We start from the raw sequence: 20,937 nt of genomic DNA, 5'->3' as shown, positions 1-20,937 counted from the left end.
GTCTTGATTCTACGAGCCGCCCATTCAGACTTTGTGACAATTGATAACGACGGACGTGCGGCGCACCGGCTAAGCCTAGGGAGGGGACTCTCAAGGACGGGCTTATGCGCACAGGGATGATGGCGCTGGCGTTGGGTCTGTTGGCCCTGCGTTTTTTACCGGTATTACCGCCGGCGGGGTTGTGGCTGTTGTTGCCGGTAGCGGGTTTGATGTTGTTGCCGTTTCGCACCTTCCCCCTGGCATTTTTGCTGTTCGGTTTCAGTTGGGCGGGCGCGAATGCACAGTGGGCGCTGAATGATCGCCTGGCAGCGACGCTTGATGGCGAGACTCGCTGGCTCGAAGGTCGTGTGACCGGGTTGCCGCAGCAGGCCGAGGGCGTAGTGCGTTTCGAACTGACGGACAGTCAGTCGCGTCGCACCAGACTGCCTCGGCACCTGCGCCTGGCCTGGTATGGCGGGCCGCCCGTCAACAGCGGCGAGCATTGGCGGCTGGCGGTCAAATTGAAGCATCCTGCCGGGTTGCTCAACCCGCATGCGTTCGATTACGACGCCTGGTTACTGGCCCGGCACATCGGCGCCACCGGGACCGTCAAGGATGGCCAGCGACTGATGGACGCGCAATGGGCCTGGCGCGACGGCATCCGTCAGCGTTTGCAGACCGTGGATGCCCAGGGACGAACGGGTGCGCTGACGGCGTTGGTGCTCGGGGATGGCGCCGGGCTGAGTCGTGAGGACTGGCAGGTGCTACAAGACACCGGCACCGTGCATTTGTTGGTGATTTCCGGGCAGCACATTGGTTTGCTGGCGGGAGTGGTGTATCTGCTGATTGCCGGGTTGGCGCGTTATGGCTTATGGCCCAAGCGCTTGCCGTGGCTGCCATGGGCATGCGGACTGGCGTTCGCGGCGGCGCTCGGTTATGGGCTGCTGGCCGGCTTCGAGGTGCCGGTGCGGCGGGCCTGCCTGATGATCGGTCTGGTGCTGTTGTGGCGACTACGGTTTCGTCACCTCGGCGCATGGTGGCCGCTGCTGTTGGCGCTTGACGGTGTTTTGCTGCTGGACCCGCTGGCGAGTCTGAAACCGGGTTTCTGGTTGTCCTTTGCGGCGGTCGCGGTGCTTATTTTCACTTTTGGCGGCCGATTGGGGGCGTGGCGCTGGTGGCAAACCTGGACTCGCGCTCAATGGCTGATCGCGATCGGTCTGTGCCCACTGCTGTTGGTGCTGGGGTTGCCGATCAGTCTCAGCGGGCCGCTGGCCAATTTACTGGCGGTGCCCTGGGTCAGCCTGGTGGTCCTGCCGCCGGCTTTGCTTGGGACGATGTTGTTGCCCGTTCCTTATGTGGGCGAAGGATTGCTGTGGTTGGCCGGCGGTCTGATCGATCTTTTGTTCAAGGGGTTGGCGTTGATCGCCGGGCAATTGCCCGCGTGGGTACCGGTGGCGGTCCCATTGTGGGTATGGGCGCTCGGCACTCTGGGGGCTTTTCTGCTGTTATTGCCGCGAGGCGTGCCGTTGCGCCCGTTGGGCTGGCCGATGTTGCTGTTACTGGTTTTTTCGCCCCGGCACACGTTGCCTGAAGGCATGGCCGAGGTCTGGCAGCTGGATGTCGGTCAGGGTTTGGCAATCCTGGTGCGTACCCGCCATCACACCTTGCTGTATGACGCCGGGCCACGGTTCGGCGATATCGATCTGGGTGAACGGGTGGTGTTGCCGTCATTGCGCAAACTGGGTGTGAACGGGCTCGATCTGATGCTGATCAGCCATGCCGACGCCGATCACGCCGGCGGTGCGCGAGCCATTGCCAACGCAATACCCGTGAAGCAAGTCCTGAGTGGCGATCATCTGGCCCTGCCAGACGAACTGCAGGCCGAGGGCTGCAAGAGCGGTCAGCAATGGGCCTGGGACGGGGTGAAGTTTCAACTCTGGCAGTGGTCATCGGCCAGCGACAGCAATCAGAAATCCTGCGTGCTGCAGATCGAGGCCAACGGCGAGCGGTTGCTGCTGACTGGCGATATCGATAGTGCGGCCGAGCGGGCGCTGCTCGACGGTCCATTGGCGGTGCCGACGGATTGGTTGCAGGCCCCGCACCATGGCAGTCGCAGTTCATCTTCGATGGCATTGCTCCGCGTATTGCAACCCAAAGCGGTGCTGATCTCCCGTGGCAACGGCAATTCTTTCGGTCATCCCCATCCCACGGTCGTGGCGCGGTATCAAAAGCGCGGGGTGGCGATCTACGACAGCGCCGAGCAAGGTGCCATTCGTCTGCAACTGGGGCGCTTCAAGCCGCCGTGGACGATGCTTCAAGAACGGCGCTTCTGGCGTGATCTGCCACCATCCAGCCAGTAACCCGAACTGTCGAAGCCCGACCGGATACGACATCGCGGTCTTCGGTGCGTCCACCCCCTATGTTAGAGTGGCGCACTTTTCGAGGGGACTGTCACTGTGTGGGAATTGGTCAAATCCGGCGGCTGGATGATGCTGCCGATCATTCTGAGTTCCATCGCGGCCATGGCGATCGTTGCCGAGCGTCTGTGGACCCTGCGTGCCAGCCGCGTGACCCCGGAGCATTTGCTCGGGCAGGTCTGGGTCTGGATCAAGGACAAACAACTCAATAAAGAAAAACTCAAGGAACTGCGTGCCAACTCTCCGTTGGGCGAGATCCTGGCCGCCGGTCTGGCGAATTCCAGGCATGGCCGCGAGATCATGAAAGAGTGCATCGAAGAAGCCGCTGCGCGGGTGATTCACGAGCTCGAACGCTACATCAATGCCCTCGGCACCATCGCCGCCATGGCCCCGTTGCTGGGTCTGCTGGGTACGGTGCTGGGCATGATCGATATTTTCAGTGCATTCATGGGCACGGGCATGGGTACCAACGCCTCGGTACTGGCCGGTGGTATTTCCAAGGCGCTGATCACCACCGCTGCAGGCCTGATGGTCGGTATTCCGGCCGTGTTCTTCCACCGCTTCCTGCAACGCCGCATAGATGAGCTGGTGGTAGGCATGGAGCAGGAAGCGATCAAGCTGGTTGAAGTTGTGCAGGGTGACCGCGACGTGGATCTGGCTGAGGGCAAAGCGTGAAATTCCGTCGTAAACCACGGGAAACGATAGACATCAACCTCGCGTCGTTGATCGACGTGGTGTTTATCCTGCTGCTGTTTTTCGTTGTGACCACCACCTTCACCCGTGAAACCCAGTTGCGCGTCGACCTGCCGGAAGCGGTCAGCGGTTCCCCGGCCGAAGACCAACAGACCAAGCAACTGGACATCGCCATCAGCGCCGAAGGGGTGTTCTCGGTCAACAACCAATTGTTGCCCAAGAATGACCTGACCAGCCTGATGGAAGCGCTACAGAAAGAATCCAACGGCGATACCAACCTGCCGTTGTCCATCAGCGCTGATGGCAAGACCCCCCATCAGTCCGTCATCACTGCAATGGACGCTGCCGGCAAACTCGGTTTCAGTCATTTGCGCATGACCACTGTCGAGGCGGCGCCGGCATCCTGATGGCCATGTCCGATCGATTGCTCGCTGCGTGGTACGAAGGCCATCCGGCGCTGAAGCTGTTGCAGCCCCTGGAATGGCTGTATCGGCGTGTGCTCATCGGCAAGCGCGAGCGCTTTCTGGCGGGTGAGGGCGAGATCTATCAGCCGCCGGTGCCGCTGATCGTGGTCGGCAACATCACGGTGGGCGGCACCGGCAAGACGCCGCTGATTCTATGGATGATCCAGCATTGCCAGCGCAGCGGTTTGCGAGTTGGCGTCGTCAGCCGTGGTTACGGCGCCAAACCTGCGCAATTGCCGTGGCGGGTCGAGGCGGATCAAGGTGCGGACGTGGCGGGCGATGAGCCATTGTTGATCGTCCAGCGCACTGGCGTGCCGCTGATGATCGACCCGGACCGCAGCCGCGCAGTCAAAGCCTTGCTGGCGAGCGAGCCGCTGGACCTGATCCTTTCCGACGACGGCATGCAGCATTACCGGCTGGCCCGGCACCTGGAACTGGTGCTGATCGATGCCGCCCGGGGGCTGGGCAACCAGCGCTGCCTGCCGGCCGGGCCGTTGCGTGAACCGATCGAGCGTCTGCAAAGCGTCGATGCGGTGCTTTACAACGGTGCCACGGCCGACCGCATCGACGGTTTTGCCTTCCAGCTGCAACCCACGGCACTGGTCAATCTGCAAAGCGGCGAACGCCGGCCCCTTGACCACTTCCCCCCAGGCCAGGCCATTCACGCCGTGGCCGGGATCGGCAATCCCCAGCGTTTCTTCACGACCCTCGAAACGCTACACTGGCGGCCAGTGCCGCATGCATTTGCCGACCACGCCGAGTACAGCGTGCAGGCCTTGAATTTCACCCCGTCATTGCCAGTGGTGATGACGGAAAAAGACGCGGTGAAGTGCCGTGCCTTCGCCGCCGCCGATTGGTGGTACCTGGCGGTCGATGCTGCGCCATCGCCGGCCTTCGTGGCCTGGTTCGATACGCAGCTGATGCGCCTGTTGCCGGCTCGTCTTTTGCCTTAAATCCGTTTCTATCCAGGGAATGTTCATGGACACCAAATTGCTCGATATCCTCGCTTGCCCGGTCTGCAAAGGCCCGCTCAAGCTCAGTGCCGACAAAACCGAGCTGATCAGCAAGGGCGCTGGCCTCGCATACCCGATTCGCGACGGCATCCCGGTGATGCTTGAAAGTGAAGCGCGCACCCTGACCACCGACGAGCGTCTGGATAAATGACCACAGCCTTTACCGTTGTCATTCCATCGCGCTATGCCTCCACCCGCCTGCCGGGCAAACCCCTGCTGCTGATCGCCGGCAAGCCGATGATCCAGCATGTTTGGGAACAAGCGAGCAAAAGCAGTGCCCAGCGCGTGGTCGTTGCCACTGACGATGCGCGCATTGTCGAGGCCTGCAAAAGCTTTGGTGCCGAAGTGGTGCTGACGCGCGAAGACCATAATTCCGGCACCGACCGTCTGGCCGAAGTCGCAGCGAAACTGGGCCTGGCCCCGGACGCCATCGTGGTCAACGTTCAGGGCGACGAGCCGTTGATTCCGCCGAGCGTGATCGATCAGGTTGCCGCCAACCTGGGCGCCCACACCGAAGCGCGCATGGCCACCCTGGCCGAGCCGATCGAAGACGTGGAAACCCTGTTCAATCCCAACGTGGTCAAGGTGGTCAGCGACCTCAATGGTCTGGCGCTGACGTTCAGTCGTGCCACCTTGCCGTGGGCTCGCGACGCGTTCGCCAAGAGCCGCGAGCAATTGCCGGAAGGTGTGCCGTATCGCCGCCACATCGGCATTTATGCCTATCGCGCCGGTTTTCTGCATGACTTCGTCACCTGGGGCCCGTGCTGGCTGGAAAACACTGAGTCTCTGGAGCAACTGCGGGCGCTCTGGCACGGCGTGCGGATTCACGTGGCCGATGCGCTGATCGCCCCGCCTACCGGCGTCGATACCATTGAAGACCTCGAGCGCGTTCGTCGCTTGCTGGAGGCCTGATGCGGGTTCTGTTCGTCTGCCTGGGCAATATCTGCCGTTCCCCTACGGCCGAAGGCGTGTTGCGGCACAAACTGCGTGAGGCGGGGCTGGCCGATCAAGTCGAAGTGGCTTCCGCCGGCACCGGTGACTGGCACGTCGGCAAGGCCCCGGACAAGCGTAGCCAGGCCGCGGCGAAACTGCGTGGCTACGACCTGTCCGCCCAGCGCGCCCAGCAAGTGACCCGTGCCGATTTCGCCACCTACGACCTGATTCTGGCGATGGACAACAGCAACCTGCGCCACCTCAAGGCCTTGCAACCGGCCAAGAGCAAGGCCGAGTTGGACCTGTTCCTGCGTCGCTTCCAGTCGGAAATCGATGAGGTGCCGGATCCTTATCACGACAGCGACCAGGGTTTCGAACAGGTACTGGACCTGATCGAGCGCGCCAGCGATCTGCTGGTCATCGAATTGAAGGGCCGGTTATGAGTTTGCAGGTTCAACCCCGGGTTTCGCTCAAGCCGTTCAACAGCTTTGGCGTAGATGTTCAGGCCCGGCTGTTTGCCGAGGCCCATAGCGATGCCGACGTGCGCGAAGCGCTGGCCTATGGGTTGGAACATGATGTGCCGGTGCTGGTGATCGGTGGCGGCAGCAATTTGTTGCTGACGGCCGATGTCCAGGCACTGGTGCTGCGCATGGCCACACGAGGGATTCGCCTGCTGAGCGATGACGGTAACCAGGTGGTGATCGAAGCCGAGGCGGGCGAGCCGTGGCATCCGTTTGTGCAACATACCTTGGCGCAAGGGTTGGCGGGACTGGAAAACCTCAGTTTGATTCCCGGCACCGTGGGCGCGGCACCGATGCAGAACATCGGCGCTTACGGTGTCGAGATCAAAGACGTTTTTGCCGGCCTGACGGCCCTCGATCGCCAGACCGGTGAGCTACGGGACTTCACGCTGGCCGAGTGCAACTTCGCCTACCGCGACAGCCTGTTCAAACAGGAGCCGGGGCGTTGGTTGATCCTGCGGGTGCGTTTCACCCTCACGCGCACCGCGCACCTGCACCTGGAATACGGTCCGGTTCGCCAGCGTCTCACATCGCTGGGCATCGATCACCCGACGCCTACCGATGTCAGCCAGGCCATTTGCAGCATTCGCAACGAAAAGCTCCCGGATCCGGCGGTGCTCGGCAATGCCGGCAGTTTTTTCAAGAATCCCTTGGTGCCGGCGACATTGGTGGCGCAACTCAAGGAGCAATACCCGGAGCTGGTGGCCTACGCGCAACCCGACGGGCAAATGAAACTGGCGGCGGGATGGTTGATCGAACGGGCCGGCTGGAAAGGCTTTCGCGACGGTGATGCCGGTGTGCATAAATTACAGGCGCTGGTGCTGGTCAACTACGGCGCAGCAACAGGCCTGCAATTGCTGAGCCTGGCGCAACGCATTCAAAAAGACATTTCAGAACGTTTTCACGTCGACCTGGAAATGGAGCCCAATCGGTATTGAGGCTACGCTTTCACGGCTGATTTCAAAGCCCTGTACATCTTCAAATGTGCAGGGCTTTTTTGTTAATGCTGGGTTAACTTAGCTACCTAACGATGCAAGCATTTGCTCCACCAAAGGCCCGGTGCAGACGTTGCCGTCCGCATAAGAGAGCCCATTAGCCTGAGTCGATCTGCGTGAAGGAACCCACGCGGCAGATTGCTCGACCCCATAACCTCTATAACTATGCGGGCGTGCCCATGATTACCCTGAAACTCAATGGTCAAGATCATCAACTCGATGTCACCGAGGACATGCCGCTGCTCTGGGCGATCCGTGACGTGGCCGGTTACAACGGCACCAAATTTGGCTGCGGCATGGGCCTGTGTGGTGCCTGCACCATTCATATCGACGGCGCGCCTGCGCGCAGTTGCATCACGCCGATCGGCTCGGTAGTCGGCCAGAACGTCACCACCATCGATAACCTGCACGCCGACCCGGTTGGCAAAGTCGTCCAGCAAGCCTGGCTCGACAGCGCCGTGGCCCAGTGCGGTTACTGCCAGGGTGGGCAGATCATGTCGGCCACAGCGTTGCTGAAAACCAATCCGAACCCCAGCGACGAGCAGATTGAAGAGGCGATGGTTGGTAACATTTGCCGTTGCGGCACCTACAACCGGATCAAGACCGCCATCCGCCAGGCATCCACTCACCTGAAGGAGGCCAAGGCATGAGCCGGTTACCGAATGATTTTGCGCTGAGTAACCTCAGCCGCCGTGGCTTCCTCAAAGGCGTGGGCGCCACCAGTGCGCTGGTGCTGGCTGCCAGTTGGGGTTGGCAGGACGCGCTTGCCGCCGAAAAAGACAAGAAGTTCGGCGCCGACGGCATGCCCAACGGCTGGATCGATGATCCAAAGGTTTACGTCAGCATCGCTGCCGATGGCAGCGTGACCGTGGTCTGCAACCGCTCGGAAATGGGTCAGGGCGTACGCACCAGCCTGACCATGGTAGTAGCTGATGAACTGGACGCCGACTGGGCGCTGGTCAAAGTGCAACAGGCGCCGGGCGACGAAGTGCGTTTCGGCAACCAGGACACCGACGGTTCGCGCAGCATGCGTCATTGGTACGAGCCGATGCGCCGTTGCGGTGCTGCCGCGCGGACCATGCTTGAGCAAGCCGCCGCCGCGCAGTGGAAAGTGCCGGTCAGCGAGTGCCGTGCGCAACTGCATAAAGTCATTCACCAGCCGACCGGTCGTGAACTGGGCTACGGCGCGTTGGCCGCTGCTGCCGGTGCACTGGCGGTGCCGGCCCGCGACAGCCTGCGGCTCAAGCAGCCATCGGAATTCCGTTACATCGGCAAGGAAGGCACCAAGGCCATCGACGGTGCGGACATCGTCAATGGTCGCGCGGTCTACGGCGCCGATGTGCATGTCGACGGCATGCTGTTCGCCACCATCGCGCGTCCAGCGGTCTATGGCGGCAAGGTCAAATCCTTCGATGCCAGCGCCGCGATGAAAGTCCCGGGTGTGATCAAGGTCCTGCAAGTCGAAAGCCGTCCGTTGCCGTCCGAATTTCAGCCTCTGGGCGGTGTGGCCGTGGTAGCCAGCAATACCTGGGCGGCGATCAAGGGCCGCGAAGCGCTGAAAATCGAGTGGGATGACGGCCCCAACGCCAGTTATGACTCAATCGCCTACCGCAAGGAACTCGAAGCCGCGTCGCTCAAACCCGGCAAAGTGGTGCGCAATACCGGCAGCATTGACCAGGCCATGAGCAGCGCCGACAGCACCCTCGAAGCCTCTTACTACCTGCCGCACCTGGCGCAATCGCCAATGGAACCGATGGTCGCCATCGCCCGTTTCAAGGACGGCGTGTGCGAAGCCTGGGCTCCAAGCCAGGCGCCGCAAGTCACCCGCGAACGGATCGGCGAGCGCCTCGGCATTCCATTCGATAACGTCACGTTCAACGTCACCTTGCTCGGTGGCGGTTTCGGTCGCAAGTCCAAGCCGGACTTCGTCGTTGAAGCGGCGATCCTGGCCAAGGAGTTCCCGGGCAAGGCGGTGCGGGTGCAATGGACCCGTGAAGACGACATCCACAACTCCTATTTCCACACCGTGTCGGCCGAATACCTGAAGGCCAGCCTGAACAAGGACGGCCTGCCGTCCGGCTGGCTGCACCGCACGGTGGCGCCAAGCATCACCGCGTTGTTCGCGCCGGGCATGAACCATGAGGCGGCTTTTGAGCTGGGCATGGGCTTTACCAACATGGCTTACGCGATCCCCAACGTGCGCCTGGAAAACCCCGAAGCGGCGGTCCACACCCGGGTCGGCTGGTATCGCTCGGTGTCGAACATTCCCCACGGTTTTGCGATTCAGAGCTTTGTCGATGAACTGGCGCATAAGGCAGGGCAGGATCCGCTCAAGTATCAGATCAAGTTGCTCGGCCCGGACCGTCAGATCGATCCGCGCACCTTGAGTGAAGAGTGGAACTACGGCGAATCTCCTGAGCGTTATCCAATCGACACTGCACGGATGCGCACCGTGCTGGAAACCGCCGCCAAAGCGGCCGGTTGGGGGCGTGAGTTGCCCAAGGGCCGAGGCTTGGGCTTGGCGGTGCACTATAGTTTTGTCACTTATGTGGCGGCGGTGATCGAGGTGGAAGTCAAAGACGATGGCACGCTGATCGTGCACAAGGCCGACATCGCCGTGGATTGCGGCCCGCAGATCAACCCCGAGCGGATTCGCTCGCAGTTCGAAGGCGCCTGTGTCATGGGGCTGGGCAACGCGGTGCTGGGGGAGATCAGCTTCAAGGACGGAAAGGTTCAGCAGGACAATTTCCACATGTACGAAGTGGCGCGCATGTCCCTGGCGCCGAAGGAAGTCGCCGTGCACCTGGTCACGCCACCGGGCAATGTGCCGTTGGGCGGAGTCGGTGAGCCGGGCGTACCGCCGATTGCGCCAGCGCTGTGCAACGCGATCTTCGCCGCCACCGGCAAGCGCATCCGTAATCTGCCGGTACGCTATCAGTTGCAAGGTTGGCAGAAGGCGCAAGCCTGATGGACAGCGTCGATCTGAACGTCCTGCGCAGCGTGCTGGAATGGCGCCGCGCCGGTCAGCGGGTGATGTTGTACAGCGTGGTCCAGACCTGGGGCACCGCACCCCGGGCACCTGGCGCCATGCTGGCCTTGCGTGAAGACGGCGTGGTGATTGGCTCGGTGTCCGGTGGCTGTGTCGAGGATGACCTGATTGCCCGGCTGCACGATGGCCGTATCCCGGCCGAGGGGCCGCCGGTGCAGTTGATTACCTATGGCGTCACTCGGGAGGAGGCCGCGCGGTTTGGTTTGCCATGCGGCGGCACGTTGCGCCTGACCGAGGAGCGAGTCGGTGATCCGGCGTGGGTTGCCGAATTGCTGACGCGCTGCGAGGCCCATGAAATCGTTGCGCGTGAGCTGAACCTGGCGAGCGGTGAAGTGATCCTGCAGCCAGCGAGCAAGACCGATGCGCTGGTGTTTGACGGACAGACCTTGCGCGCCATTTATGGTCCGCGCTGGCGGCTATTGCTGATCGGCGCCGGCCAACTGTCGCGCTACGTTGCCGAGATGGCGCGGCTGCTGGATTTCGAAGTGCTGATCTGCGATCCGCGCACCGAGTTCGTCTACGGCTGGGAAGAGCAACACGGTCGCTTCGTCCCGGGCATGCCCGACGAAGCGGTGCTGACCATCCAGGCCGACGAGCGCACAGCCATTATCGCGCTGACCCACGACCCACGCCTGGATGACATGGCGCTGCTCACGGCGCTGGACTCCAAGGCATTTTATGTTGGTGCGCTGGGTTCACGGGTCAACAGTCAGAAGCGCCGGGACAATCTGGCTCAGCTAGGCTTGTCACAACAGGCCATCGAGCGCTTGCACGGCCCGATCGGTTTGCACATCGGCAGCCATACACCGGCGGAAATCGCCTTGTCGCTGCTGGCCGAAATTGTGGCGATCAAGAACGGCGTCGAGCTGAAACAGAAGAGGCCGTTGCAGGAGGGCGTATGAGCGACTCCATTGGCGTTATCGTTCTGGCCGCAGGGCAGGGCAGTCGGTTTCGACAGGTGGCGGGCGACGAGAAGGACAAGCTGCTGGTGGATTGCACCGCTCGTGACGGCGTCACCGTGCATTCGATGATCGAGCAGGTGCTGGTAAATCTGCCGGCCGCGCTTGAGAAGCGCGTGCTAGTGACCACGGCGGATCGCCCGCAAGTGATTCGCATGGCTCAGGCTTATGGTTGTGAAATTGTGCGGATCGAGTCGACCGGTCTGGGCGACAGCATTGCGGCGGGTGTGGCGGCGTGCTCACAACTCGGTGGCTGGCTGATCGTGCTGGGGGATATGCCGTTTATCCTGCCGTCCAGCATTGAGCGGGTTGTCGCGAATATTGCCGATGATGCCATCAGCGTGCCGGTCCATGAGGGGCAATATGGGCATCCGGTGGGATTCGGGCGAAGTTTTGGTCCAGGGTTGATGGCATTGACCGGTGATCACGGGGCCAAGTCGCTGTTTGCACAGGCGAGGGTGGTCGAGGTGGCGGTGGAGGACCCCGGGGTGTTGTGGGATGTGGATGTGCCTGCTGCATTGACCTTTAAGTAGCTTTGGCGCAGATCTAATGTGGGAGCGGGCTTGCTCGCGAAAGCGGTGGGCCTGCTTGCATAGATGTTGAATGTTAAACCGCTTTCGCGAGCAAGCCCGCTCCCACAGGGTATGTGTGTTGTTTTCGGGCATAAAAAAAGCCCCGCCTGGGATCACCAGGCGGGGCTTTTTAATGGCCGATGGAATCAGGCGAGGGGTTTAGGCTCGTGCTCTTTTTCCTGGGCTTGCTCGTGTTGCTCCACCGCTTCCTGAACGGAGCGCGGTGCTTCGTCGAACGCGGATTCAACCGGTTCGGCAGGGACTTCAGCGGCCGGGGCAGGGGCTGCCTCGACAACTTCAGCAACAACCGGGGCTGGCTCGGCAGCGGCCGGAGCAGCAGCGGCAGCCAGTTCGGCTTCCTTCTGCAGACGCTCGGCTTCACGCTTGCGACGACGTACTTCACGCGGGTCGTTCGGCGCACGGCCACTTGGGGTCAGAGCGCTGACAGGGGCGGCTTCAGCCACCGGTGCAGCCTCTTCGGCAACAACGGGCGCTTCAACAACCGCTGGAGCAGGCTCGGCAGCAGCAACCACTGGCTCGGAGACCATGGCTTCGGCAACCGGAGCTTCAGCGACTGGCGCTGGCGCTTCGACCGCTACAGGTGGCTCGGCAACCCAGTTGAACGTGGTTTGCTCTTCGCGAACTTCACGTGCCGGTTCAGCCGGCGCTTCAACCACAGGCTCGGTAGCAGCCACTGGTTCAGCGACGACGGCCGGCTCAGCGGCAGCTTCAACTTCAGGCTGGGCTTCACGAACCGGTGCCACTTCGATTTCCGGAGCAGCGGTGACTTCTACTGGTGTGGTTGCTTCAACGACTGGCGCTTCAACCGGAGCAGTTTCCAGCGTGGCGGCAGTGGCGCGTTCAGCTTGCTCGTTGGCTTGTGCTTCAGCAGGCGCGCTGATCACGGAGCTGGCAACGGCTGCGGTAACAGCCAGGCCGGCGGCCAGATCGGCAGCGCTTGGCGTTTCGGCGTTTTCAGCCGATTCGGACTCTTCCGAACCTTCGATCACATTGCCGTTGGCATCGCGTTGACGCTCACGACGGTTGCTGCGACGACGCTGGCCACGGGAGCGGCGGCGCGGACGATCGCCTTCGGCGCCTTCCTGACCGTCTTCCTGCAGTTGCTCTTCGTTGGTGGGCAACTCTTCTTCAGCAACGGCAGCAGCAGCTTGCTCGGTACGTGGCTGACGTTCTTCACGCGGTGGGCGTGGAGCGCGTTCTTCACGTGGCTGACGGGCTGGACGCTCTTCAGCGTTGGCAGCGGCGGCCGGAGCGGCATCCAGAGGCTCGCGCAGTTCACGAACCGGACGTTCTTCACGCTCGCCACGTGGCTTGCGATCTTCACGCGGGGCGCGCGGTGCACGTTCTTCACGAGGGGCGCGTGGTGCGCGCTCTTCGCGCGGAGCGCGTTCCTGGGCAACTGCTGGAGCTTCTTCGCGGGCTTCACGTGGCTCACGTGGTGCGCGTTCTTCACGCGGCGCACGTTCCTCACGAGGCTTGCGCTCTTCATCGCGGCGACCGTTACGGTTGCGGCTCTGCTGACGGCCGTTACGGCGCTCTTCGTTGCGAGCAGGGCGTTCGGTGGCTGGCTTTTCAACCACAACCGGCGCAGCAGGCTCTTCCTTGGTGGCGAACAGGCTGACCAGCGACTTCACCAGGCCTTTGAACAGGCTTGGCTCTGGGGCAACGGCCGGTGCAGCCACCGGCGTCGCGACGACTTCGGTCGGAACCGGAGCGTTGGCGCGGGCCGGAGCGGTCTTGACCGCGGCTTCCTGGCGAACCAGGGTGCGGGTCGCGGCGGCTGGCTGGACTTCTTCGACCTCGGCAGCGGCAGCGGCGATTTCGTAGCTGGACTGGCCGACCGCGGCTTCCGGGCTGTCATCGCGCAGGCGCTGAACTTCGAAGTGCGGCGTTTCGAGGTGATCGTTCGGCAGAATGACGATGCGGGCACGGGTGCGCAGTTCGATCTTGGTGATCGAGTTGCGTTTTTCGTTGAGCAGGAAAGCTGCGACCGGAATCGGCACTTGTGCGCGAACTTCGGCGGTGCGGTCTTTCAGGGCTTCTTCTTCGATCAGGCGCAGGATCGCCAGCGACAGCGATTCAACGTCACGGATGATGCCGGTGCCGTTGCAACGCGGGCAGACGATGCCGCTGCTTTCGCCAAGCGATGGACGCAGGCGCTGACGGGACATTTCCAGCAGGCCGAAGCGCGAGATGCGACCGACTTGCACGCGAGCGCGGTCGGCTTCCAGGCATTCGCGGACTTTCTCTTCCACGGCGCGCTGGTTCTTGGCAGGGGTCATGTCGATGAAGTCGATGACAATCAGGCCGCCGATGTCGCGCAAGCGCAACTGACGGGCGATTTCTTCGGCAGCTTCAAGGTTGGTCTGTAGTGCGGTTTCTTCGATGTCGCTGCCTTTGGTGGCGCGCGCCGAGTTGATGTCGATGGACACCAGGGCTTCGGTCGGATCGATAACGATGGAGCCGCCGGAAGGCAGTTCGACGACGCGCTGGAAGGCGGTTTCGATCTGGCTTTCGATCTGGAAACGGTTGAACAGCGGAACGCTGTCTTCGTACAGTTTGATTTTGCTGGCGTACTGCGGCATCACCTGACGAATGAAGGTCAGGGCTTCGTCCTGGGCTTCAACGCTGTCGATCAGTACTTCGCCGATGTCCTGGCGCAGGTAATCGCGGATGGCGCGGATGATCACGTTGCTTTCCTGGTAGATCAGGAATGGCGCGGAACGGTCCAGCGAAGCTTCTTTGATGGCGGTCCAGAGTTGCAGCAGGTAATCGAGGTCCCACTGCATTTCTTCGCTGCTGCGGCCAAGGCCGGCAGTACGAACGATCAGACCCATGTCGGCCGGGGCAACCAGACCGTTCAGGGCTTCACGCAGTTCGTTGCGCTCTTCACCTTCGATGCGACGGGAGATACCGCCGGCACGCGGGTTGTTCGGCATCAGCACCAGGTAACGACCGGCCAGGCTGATGAAAGTGGTCAGGGCGGCGCCCTTGTTGCCACGTTCTTCTTTTTCGACCTGAACGATGACTTCCTGGCCTTCGCTCAGGACGTCCTTGATGTTGACGCGGCCTTCGGGGGCTTTCTTGAAGTATTCGCGGGAGATTTCTTTGAGGGGCAGGAAGCCGTGGCGCTCAGAGCCGAAATCGACAAAGGCAGCCTCAAGGCTTGGTTCGATGCGAGTAATCCGGCCTTTATAGATGTTGGCCTTCTTCTGCTCGCGTGCACCGGATTCGATGTCCAGGTCGTAGAGGCGCTGGCCATCTACCAGTGCAACACGCAACTCTTCGGGTTGAGTTGCGTTAATCAGCATTCTTTTCATGTAGTACCGTCGGTTTCCGGGCTGCCGGAAACGGCGTTCGGCACACACGACTTCTCACGGTCGGTGTCAGGTGCGTCAGGAGTGGTTGGCCACTCCAGTGTCTAGCGAACCCCGGCCAATTGGGCCGGTGTCGCGACGTACGCGTCCTGCTTGCTGTGGCTACTTAAGCACTCAGTCAGGAGGAGGAATCAACCGGCGGCTGTGGACGAGATGAAGCGTCTTGATAAAGCCTATTGCTACACAGTCCAGCGGTTGTGCATCTCCACCCTACACGTATCCCTGATAATTCGGGTGCTGCCGCGCGCAGAATCCGCAGCGGGTTGGCATTTACCGTGAGCTCCGAAAGGGGAGGTCACGCATCATGGCTAATTTAGGCGGTGTTTCCGAAGCGTTCGCTCGGGGTCGTTCGCAGCTGACTGCACTTTGTGAACTGGCCGTGAATATTTGCTCGGAAGGCGAGTGAAAACTCTGCTTTGCGGCATGATTCAGGCCTTATGTCACCTGCGCTCGTTACAACTGCAAACTCTGCCGTTACGTAGCGAAAGCCCCGTAGGACGGCCTCTCGTCCTCGTGAATTGCGTTGGTCAGGGCCGGTTTTTGACCGTTAGTCCGCTGTCCAGGCCACTTTTGGCGGCGTTCGCGACTATAGCAGCAATGATTAAGTGCTTCAATTCCATAAAAAATTGTTATCATCCGCGCCATGACGACTACTGCCCCTTCGACCCCAGCCGTACAACTGCTGGAGGTCTCGCCGGAATATGCCGGCCAACGTATTGATAACTTCCTTCTCGCTCGGCTCAAAGGCGTGCCCAAGACCTTGATTTACCGCATTTTGCGCAAGGGCGAAGTGCGGGTGAACAAAGGTCGGATCAAGCCCGAATACAAGCTGCAGGCGGGCGATATCGTGCGCGTGCCGCCGGTTCGCGTGCCTGAGCGCGATGAACCCGTGCCCTTGGCCCAAGGGCTGCTGCAGCGGCTCGAAGCCTCGATTGTCTACGAAGACAAGGCGCTGATCGTGGTCAACAAGCCTTGCGGCATTGCGGTTCATGGCGGCAGCGGCCTGACTTACGGAGTGATCGAAGCCTTTCGTCAGTTGCGTCCCGATTGCAAGGAGCTCGAACTGGTTCATCGTCTCGATCGTGATACCTCCGGCCTGCTGATGATTGCCAAAAAGCGCAGCATGTTGCGCCACTTGCACACGGCATTGCGCGGCGATGGTGTCGATAAGCGCTATATGGCGCTGGTGCGCGGCAACTGGGCGGCCTCGATCAAGCAAGTCCGTGCGGCGCTGGGCAAGAGCAATCTGCGCTCCGGCGAGCGCATGGTCGAAGTGGACGAGGAGGAGGGCAAGGAGTCTGTGACCGTGTTCAAGGTCCTGCGTCGTTTTGGTGACTTCGCTACCCTGATCGAAGCCAAGCCGATCACGGGTCGCACTCACCAGATTCGCGTCCATACTCTGCATGCGGGCCATTGCATCGCGGGTGATACCAAGTACGGCGATGAAGGTTTCAGCAAAGAGATTCGTGATCTCGGCGGCAAGCGTCTGTTTCTGCACGCCTACATGCTGACGGTGCCGCTGCCTGATGGCGGTGAGCTCAAGTTGCAGGCGCCGGTCGACGAGATGTGGGCCAAAACCGTGGAGCGCTTGAGTGCACCCTACTGATTACAAGCTGCTGATTTTCGATTGGGACGGCACGCTGGCTGACTCCATTGGTCGGATTGTCGAGGCAATGCACGTCGCATCCGAGCGGTCCGGTTTTCAGCTGCGTGATGATTTTGCCGTCAAAGGCATTATCGGTCTGGGCTTGCCGGAAGCGATTCGCACCCTGTACCCCGAGATTGGCGACACCGAGCTGATAGCATTCCGTCAGCACTATGCGGATCACTACATTTCGGCGGAGGCCGAGCCTTCCCCGCTGTTTGAGGGCGTTGTCGAGTCTCTCGAAGCGTTTCGTGTCGAGGGGTATCATCTGGCAGTAGCGACCGGCAAGGCTCGTCGTGGGCTGGATCGGGTGCTGAAGTCTCACGGTTGGGAAGATTATTTCGATATCACCCGTGCCGCTGACGAAACCGCCAGCAAGCCCCATCCGCTGATGCTTGAGCAGATTCTCGCCCATTGCGAGGTTCGTCCGGAGCAGGCGTTGATGGTCGGCGATTCGTCGTTCGACCTGCAGATGGCGCGCAACGCGGGCATGGATTCGGTGGCGGTCAGCTATGGCGCTCAATCGATCGACGCCTTGAAGCTATTTGAACCGAAACTGGCCATTGATCGTTTTTCAGAGTTGCACGCCTGGCTGAGTCAGCGGGTTTAATTGGTTTTTTTGCTGGGGTACATGGCATGACCGACGAATGGAAAGCGCCCGCCAAGGCGAGTGCGGAAACGGGTGACGAGAAAAGCTGGAAGCTGCTGGAAAAAACCCTGCTGGCTGGTGTGCAGGAACAGCGCCGGTCCCGTCGCTGGGGGATATTCTTCAAGTCGCTGACTTTTTTGTACCTGCTCGGCGCGTTGATCCTGTTATCGCCGTTGATAGGCATGGAGAAAGGCGCGAGCCTCGGCTCTGGCTACACGGCGCTGATTGATATAACGGGCATGATTGCCGACAAAGAGCCGGCCAGTGCCGATAATATCGTCGGCAGTCTGCGTGCAGCCTTCGAGGACAAGAAGGTCAAGGGCGTGATTCTGCGAATCAACAGTCCGGGCGGCAGTCCGGTGCAGTCGGGTTATGTCTACGACGAGATCCGTCGTTTGCGCGGCCTGAATCCAGATACCAAGGTTTATGCGGTGATCTCGGATCTGGGCGCTTCCGGTGCCTATTACATCGCTAGCGCGGCAGATCAGATCTACGCCGACAAGGCGAGCCTGGTGGGTTCCATTGGTGTGACGGCGGCCGGCTACGGTTTTGTCGGGACCATGGAAAAGTTGGGTGTGGAGCGTCGTACCTACACCTCTGGGGAGCACAAATCGTTCCTCGATCCGTTCCAGCCGCAGAAGCCTGCGGAAACCCAATTCTGGCAAAGCGTGCTCGATACCACTCATCAGCAGTTTATCAGTAGCGTCAAGAAGGGCCGGGGTGATCGCCTGAAGGATAAAGAGCATCCAGAGCTGTTTTCCGGGCTGGTCTGGTCCGGCGAGCAAGCGCTGTCGCTGGGCTTGATCGATGGTCTGGGTAATGCCAGTTCGGTTGCGCGCGATGTGATCGGCGAGAAAGAGCTGGTGGATTTCACTGTTGAGGAATCGCCATTCGATCGCTTCTCGAAAAAGCTTGGCGCCAGCGTGGCTGAGCATTTGGCAATGTGGATGGGCTTTCAGGGGCCGTCGTTGCGCTGATCTTCTTGCTGCATAAAAAACCGGCTTTTTGCCGGTTTTTTTACAGTCAAAAGATCGCAGCCTCGTTTCACTCGACAGCTCCTACAAGGGAATACGCATTTCAATGTAGGAGCTGTCGAGTGAAACGAGGCTGCGATCTTTTGACCTTTAAGGTATCTGCACGCCTTCGGCCAGCAACATGTCCACCAGGCGAATCAGCGGCAGGCCGATCAGGCTGGTGGCGTCAGGGCCTTCGGTGCTTTGAAACAGGCTTACCCCCAAACCTTCGGCCTTGAAGCTGCCAGCGCAGTCATAGGGCTGTTCAGCGCGCAGGTAGCGTTCGATGCGCGCTGCGTCGAGCGTGCGCATGTGTACGGTAAAAGGCACGCAGTCGACGTGGCAGTGGCCGGTCTGGCTATTGAGCAGTGCCAGGCCGGTCAGGAAGGTCACGCTGGAGCCGCTGGATGCGACGAGTTGTTCGCGGGCCTTTTCGAAGGTGTGGGGCTTGCCGATGATCCGCTCGCCGAGTACCGCGACCTGATCCGAGCCGATGATCAGGTGGGCCGGATGACTGCCTGCCAGTGCACGGGCTTTTTCTTCGGCGAGGCGCTTTACCAGTTCGATGGCTGACTCGCCCGGGAGATGACTTTCGTCGATATCCGGCGAGCTGCACGTGAACGGCAGCTGCAAACGGGCCAGCAATTGCCGGCGATAGGCCGAGCTTGAAGCGAGTAATAAAGGCAGCATGCGCATCTCCAAAGGGCAGGGGCGAATTCTAGCGCAGGCTCAAGTGACGGGCAGGGCTGAATTTCCTTTGACATGGCTGGGGGCATCCCTATAATGCTGCGCCTATGTTGAATGACCCGATTCCACCTCACGTTGACCCGCGCAAATTGGCTGACCGTGGCACCACCCTTCAAGGTGAACTGCTGCTGGCCGATTTGGAGAGACTCTGCGACCCGCTTTCCGATACTGTCGGTACGGTGCAGGCTAAATTCGTTTTTGAACGAGATGAACGTAAATCTGTGGTAATTCACAGCTTTATCGACACCGAAGTCAAAATGGTTTGCCAGCGTTGTCTTGAGCTGGTCACCCTGCCGATCCATAGCGAATGCAGTTATGCTGTGGTGAAGGAGGGTGCGAATACCCAGTCGTTGCCGAAAGGTTATGACGTGCTGGAACTGGGCGAAGATCCTTTGGATCTGCAGTCACTGATCGAGGAGGAGCTTCTGCTCGCCTTGCCCATTGTGCCTGCTCATCATCCGGAAGAATGCCAGCAGCCGGCGGGTCTCGATGAGCCCGAACCGAGCGAGGACGAGGTAACGCGGTCCAACCCGTTCAGTGTATTGGCGCAGTTAAAGCGTGACCCAAACGTTTAGGAGTTAATCAATTATGGCTGTTCAGCAGAACAAAAAATCCCGCTCTGCCCGTGACATGCGTCGTTCGCACGACGCTCTCGAGGCTAGCACCCTGTCTGTAGAAAAAACCACCGGTGAAGTTCACCTGCGTCACCACGTATCGCCAGAAGGCGTATACCGTGGCCGTAAAGTGATCGACAAGGGCGCTGACGAGTAATCACTTGTCCGCTCAAGTCATCGCGATTGACGCAATGGGCGGGGACTTCGGTCCCCGCAGCATTGTTCAGGCCAGCCTCGCTTGCCTGTCTGCTACACCCTCGCTGCACCTGACCCTCGTCGGTCAACCCTCCCTTCTTGAAGAACTGCTCGCCAGCCAATCGGCTGTGGATCGCGCGCGCCTGTCGATTGTGCCGGCGTCCGAAGTCATCACCATGGACGAGAAGCCTGCCCAGGCCTTGCGCGGCAAACCCGATTCGTCGATGCGCGTGGCGCTGGAGTTGCTGCGAGACGGCAAGGTCCAGGCCTGCGTCAGTGCCGGCAATACCGGTGCGCTGATGGCGTTGTCGCGTTTTGTGCTCAAGACCTTGCCGGGCATTGATCGGCCGGCAATGATCGCGGCCATTCCAACGCAGAAGGGCTACTGCCAGTTGCTTGATCTGGGTGCCAATGTCGATTGCACTGCCGAGCACTTATTGCAGTTTGCAGTGATGGGCTCGGTTGCGGCAGAAACCCTGGGTATCGTTCGCCCGAGGGTCGCATTGCTGAACATCGGTACTGAAGACATCAAGGGCAATCAGCAGGTCAAACTGGCAGCCACCTTGTTGCAGAGTGCTCGTGGCATCAACTACATCGGGTTTGTCGAAGGTGACGGTTTGTACCGTGGCGAGGCGGATGTGGTGGTGTGTGACGGCTTTGTCGGCAATATCCTGCTCAAGTCCAGCGAAGGCCTGGCGACCATGATTGCCGGGCGCATCGAGGCGTTATTCAAGAAAAATTTCGCGTCCAAAGTGGTGGGTGCGCTGGCGCTGCCGCTGATGAAACGCTTGCAGGCTGAGCTGGCGCCGGCGCGACATAACGGCGCAAGTTTCCTCGGTTTGCAGGGAATTGTCGTGAAAAGCCACGGTTCGGCGGGGGTGCAGGGTTTTCAGAGTGCGATACAGCGAGCGCTGATCGAGATCCAGGAAAACCTGCCGGAGCGGCTTCATGGGCGCCTGGAAGATTTGTTGCCTTAGGCGTTTTCGTCGGACAATGCTTAAATGTGACCGCTCAGTTCAATGGGCCATCCAACTGTGAGTTTCTTGCGTTCCAGAAACGGGACGTCATTCTCCGACGACAA

20 protein-coding genes are annotated in these 20,937 nt (G+C 60.6%); 18 read left to right on the top strand and 2 right to left on the bottom strand.

Annotation, left to right across the window (positions count from 1 at the left end):
• Positions 1-104 precede the first annotated feature (104 nt).
• The 12 genes from KW837_RS18330 (at position 105) to KW837_RS18275 (ending at position 11,556) form a co-directional block, all read left to right on the top strand.
• A complete protein-coding gene (locus tag KW837_RS18330) occupies positions 105-2,339 on the top strand; it encodes a DNA internalization-related competence protein ComEC/Rec2 (protein ID WP_218397745.1) in 2,235 nt (744 codons plus the stop codon).
• Positions 2,340-2,435: 96 nt separating this feature from the next.
• Complete coding sequence (locus KW837_RS18325) at positions 2,436-3,071, top strand: MotA/TolQ/ExbB proton channel family protein (protein WP_008067747.1); 636 nt, start codon at positions 2,436-2,438, stop codon at positions 3,069-3,071.
• On the top strand, positions 3,068-3,496 hold the full coding sequence (locus tag KW837_RS18320) for a biopolymer transporter ExbD (protein WP_218397743.1): 429 nt from the start codon (positions 3,068-3,070) through the stop codon (positions 3,494-3,496). The genes KW837_RS18325 and KW837_RS18320 overlap by 4 nt, the downstream gene beginning before the upstream one ends.
• The gene (gene lpxK / locus KW837_RS18315) at positions 3,496-4,506 is read left to right on the top strand and encodes a tetraacyldisaccharide 4'-kinase (RefSeq protein ID WP_218397741.1); all 1,011 of its coding nucleotides are present in this window, start codon (positions 3,496-3,498) and stop codon (positions 4,504-4,506) included. The genes KW837_RS18320 and lpxK overlap by 1 nt, the downstream gene beginning before the upstream one ends.
• A 25-nt stretch (positions 4,507-4,531) precedes the next feature.
• Complete coding sequence (locus KW837_RS18310) at positions 4,532-4,717, top strand: Trm112 family protein (RefSeq protein ID WP_003179363.1); 186 nt, start codon at positions 4,532-4,534, stop codon at positions 4,715-4,717.
• The gene (gene kdsB / locus KW837_RS18305) at positions 4,714-5,478 is read left to right on the top strand and encodes a 3-deoxy-manno-octulosonate cytidylyltransferase (RefSeq protein WP_218397739.1); all 765 of its coding nucleotides are present in this window, start codon (positions 4,714-4,716) and stop codon (positions 5,476-5,478) included. The genes KW837_RS18310 and kdsB overlap by 4 nt, the downstream gene beginning before the upstream one ends.
• Positions 5,478-5,942 carry a low molecular weight protein-tyrosine-phosphatase gene (locus tag KW837_RS18300; protein WP_218397737.1) on the top strand — a complete coding sequence of 155 codons (465 nt, stop codon included), beginning with the start codon at positions 5,478-5,480 and terminating at the stop codon, positions 5,940-5,942. The genes kdsB and KW837_RS18300 overlap by 1 nt, the downstream gene beginning before the upstream one ends.
• Complete coding sequence (murB, locus tag KW837_RS18295; RefSeq protein ID WP_218397735.1) at positions 5,939-6,958, top strand: UDP-N-acetylmuramate dehydrogenase; 1,020 nt, start codon at positions 5,939-5,941, stop codon at positions 6,956-6,958. Before KW837_RS18300 ends, murB begins: the two co-directional genes overlap by 4 nt.
• A 236-nt stretch (positions 6,959-7,194) precedes the next feature.
• Positions 7,195-7,665, top strand: a complete 471-nt coding sequence (locus KW837_RS18290; RefSeq protein ID WP_038982082.1) for a (2Fe-2S)-binding protein — start codon at positions 7,195-7,197, stop codon at positions 7,663-7,665.
• A complete protein-coding gene (locus KW837_RS18285) occupies positions 7,662-9,983 on the top strand; it encodes a xanthine dehydrogenase family protein molybdopterin-binding subunit (protein WP_218397733.1) in 2,322 nt (773 codons plus the stop codon). Before KW837_RS18290 ends, KW837_RS18285 begins: the two co-directional genes overlap by 4 nt.
• Positions 9,983-10,966 carry an XdhC family protein gene (locus KW837_RS18280; protein WP_218397730.1) on the top strand — a complete coding sequence of 328 codons (984 nt, stop codon included), beginning with the start codon at positions 9,983-9,985 and terminating at the stop codon, positions 10,964-10,966. Before KW837_RS18285 ends, KW837_RS18280 begins: the two co-directional genes overlap by 1 nt.
• Positions 10,963-11,556: an NTP transferase domain-containing protein gene (locus KW837_RS18275; RefSeq protein ID WP_218397728.1), complete on the top strand. Its 594-nt coding sequence runs from the start codon at positions 10,963-10,965 to the stop codon at positions 11,554-11,556. Before KW837_RS18280 ends, KW837_RS18275 begins: the two co-directional genes overlap by 4 nt.
• 185 nt (positions 11,557-11,741) lie before the next feature.
• Here the strand turns inward: KW837_RS18275 and rne are convergent, their stop codons facing one another.
• Positions 11,742-14,936, bottom strand: a complete 3,195-nt coding sequence (gene rne / locus KW837_RS18270; protein WP_218397726.1) for a ribonuclease E — start codon at positions 14,934-14,936, stop codon at positions 11,742-11,744.
• Positions 14,937-15,636: 700 nt separating this feature from the next.
• Here rne and rluC point away from each other — a divergent pair.
• Genes rluC through sppA form a run of 3 tightly spaced genes read left to right on the top strand, consistent with a single transcriptional unit; the run spans position 15,637 to position 18,264 of the window.
• The gene (gene rluC, locus KW837_RS18265) at positions 15,637-16,599 is read left to right on the top strand and encodes a 23S rRNA pseudouridine(955/2504/2580) synthase RluC (protein WP_218397724.1); all 963 of its coding nucleotides are present in this window, start codon (positions 15,637-15,639) and stop codon (positions 16,597-16,599) included.
• A complete protein-coding gene (locus KW837_RS18260; RefSeq protein WP_218397722.1) occupies positions 16,586-17,248 on the top strand; it encodes an HAD-IA family hydrolase in 663 nt (220 codons plus the stop codon). The genes rluC and KW837_RS18260 overlap by 14 nt, the downstream gene beginning before the upstream one ends.
• 26 nt (positions 17,249-17,274) lie before the next feature.
• On the top strand, positions 17,275-18,264 hold the full coding sequence (gene sppA, locus KW837_RS18255) for a signal peptide peptidase SppA (protein WP_218397713.1): 990 nt from the start codon (positions 17,275-17,277) through the stop codon (positions 18,262-18,264).
• A 147-nt stretch (positions 18,265-18,411) separates the two neighbouring features.
• Here the strand turns inward: sppA and KW837_RS18250 are convergent, their stop codons facing one another.
• Positions 18,412-18,990, bottom strand: coding sequence for a nucleoside triphosphate pyrophosphatase (locus tag KW837_RS18250; RefSeq protein ID WP_218397711.1), 579 nt, complete (start codon positions 18,988-18,990; stop codon positions 18,412-18,414).
• A gap of 104 nt (positions 18,991-19,094) precedes the next feature.
• On the opposite strand from KW837_RS18250, the gene KW837_RS18245 reads away from it, so the two are divergent.
• The 3 genes from KW837_RS18245 to plsX are packed head-to-tail and all read left to right on the top strand — an operon-like array spanning position 19,095 to position 20,833.
• Positions 19,095-19,622 carry a YceD family protein gene (locus tag KW837_RS18245; RefSeq protein ID WP_004371317.1) on the top strand — a complete coding sequence of 176 codons (528 nt, stop codon included), beginning with the start codon at positions 19,095-19,097 and terminating at the stop codon, positions 19,620-19,622.
• 13 nt (positions 19,623-19,635) lie between these two features.
• Positions 19,636-19,818: a 50S ribosomal protein L32 gene (gene rpmF, locus KW837_RS18240; RefSeq protein WP_003179396.1), complete on the top strand. Its 183-nt coding sequence runs from the start codon at positions 19,636-19,638 to the stop codon at positions 19,816-19,818.
• Between the two features lie 4 nt (positions 19,819-19,822).
• A complete protein-coding gene (plsX, locus tag KW837_RS18235) occupies positions 19,823-20,833 on the top strand; it encodes a phosphate acyltransferase PlsX (RefSeq protein WP_371317145.1) in 1,011 nt (336 codons plus the stop codon).
• Positions 20,834-20,937 lie beyond the last annotated feature (104 nt).

The sequence above is a fragment of the Pseudomonas sp. PDM24 genome (genome assembly GCF_019218905.1).
Lineage (GTDB): Bacteria > Pseudomonadota > Gammaproteobacteria > Pseudomonadales > Pseudomonadaceae > Aquipseudomonas.
Note: the sequence above shows the minus strand (reverse complement) of the source record. Positions and strands in the feature narration are given on the sequence as shown.

Excerpts from the sequence above, each read along its gene's own strand:
- KW837_RS18330 (WP_218397745.1), top strand. The coding sequence starts at position 105 with ATGCGCACAGGGATGATGGCGCTGGCGTTGGGTCTGTTGGCCCTGCGT.
- lpxK (WP_218397741.1), top strand. The coding sequence starts at position 3,496 with ATGGCCATGTCCGATCGATTGCTCGCTGCGTGGTACGAAGGCCATCCG.
- KW837_RS18310 (WP_003179363.1), top strand. The coding sequence starts at position 4,532 with ATGGACACCAAATTGCTCGATATCCTCGCTTGCCCGGTCTGCAAAGGC.
- kdsB (WP_218397739.1), top strand. The coding sequence starts at position 4,714 with ATGACCACAGCCTTTACCGTTGTCATTCCATCGCGCTATGCCTCCACC.
- KW837_RS18300 (WP_218397737.1), top strand. The coding sequence starts at position 5,478 with ATGCGGGTTCTGTTCGTCTGCCTGGGCAATATCTGCCGTTCCCCTACG.
- murB (WP_218397735.1), top strand. The coding sequence starts at position 5,939 with ATGAGTTTGCAGGTTCAACCCCGGGTTTCGCTCAAGCCGTTCAACAGC.
- KW837_RS18290 (WP_038982082.1), top strand. The coding sequence starts at position 7,195 with ATGATTACCCTGAAACTCAATGGTCAAGATCATCAACTCGATGTCACC.
- KW837_RS18285 (WP_218397733.1), top strand. The coding sequence starts at position 7,662 with ATGAGCCGGTTACCGAATGATTTTGCGCTGAGTAACCTCAGCCGCCGT.
- KW837_RS18280 (WP_218397730.1), top strand. The coding sequence starts at position 9,983 with ATGGACAGCGTCGATCTGAACGTCCTGCGCAGCGTGCTGGAATGGCGC.
- KW837_RS18275 (WP_218397728.1), top strand. The coding sequence starts at position 10,963 with ATGAGCGACTCCATTGGCGTTATCGTTCTGGCCGCAGGGCAGGGCAGT.
- rne (WP_218397726.1), bottom strand. The coding sequence starts at position 14,936 with ATGAAAAGAATGCTGATTAACGCAACTCAACCCGAAGAGTTGCGTGTT.
- rluC (WP_218397724.1), top strand. The coding sequence starts at position 15,637 with ATGACGACTACTGCCCCTTCGACCCCAGCCGTACAACTGCTGGAGGTC.
- sppA (WP_218397713.1), top strand. The coding sequence starts at position 17,275 with ATGACCGACGAATGGAAAGCGCCCGCCAAGGCGAGTGCGGAAACGGGT.
- KW837_RS18250 (WP_218397711.1), bottom strand. The coding sequence starts at position 18,990 with ATGCTGCCTTTATTACTCGCTTCAAGCTCGGCCTATCGCCGGCAATTG.
- KW837_RS18245 (WP_004371317.1), top strand. The coding sequence starts at position 19,095 with ATGTTGAATGACCCGATTCCACCTCACGTTGACCCGCGCAAATTGGCT.
- rpmF (WP_003179396.1), top strand. The coding sequence starts at position 19,636 with ATGGCTGTTCAGCAGAACAAAAAATCCCGCTCTGCCCGTGACATGCGT.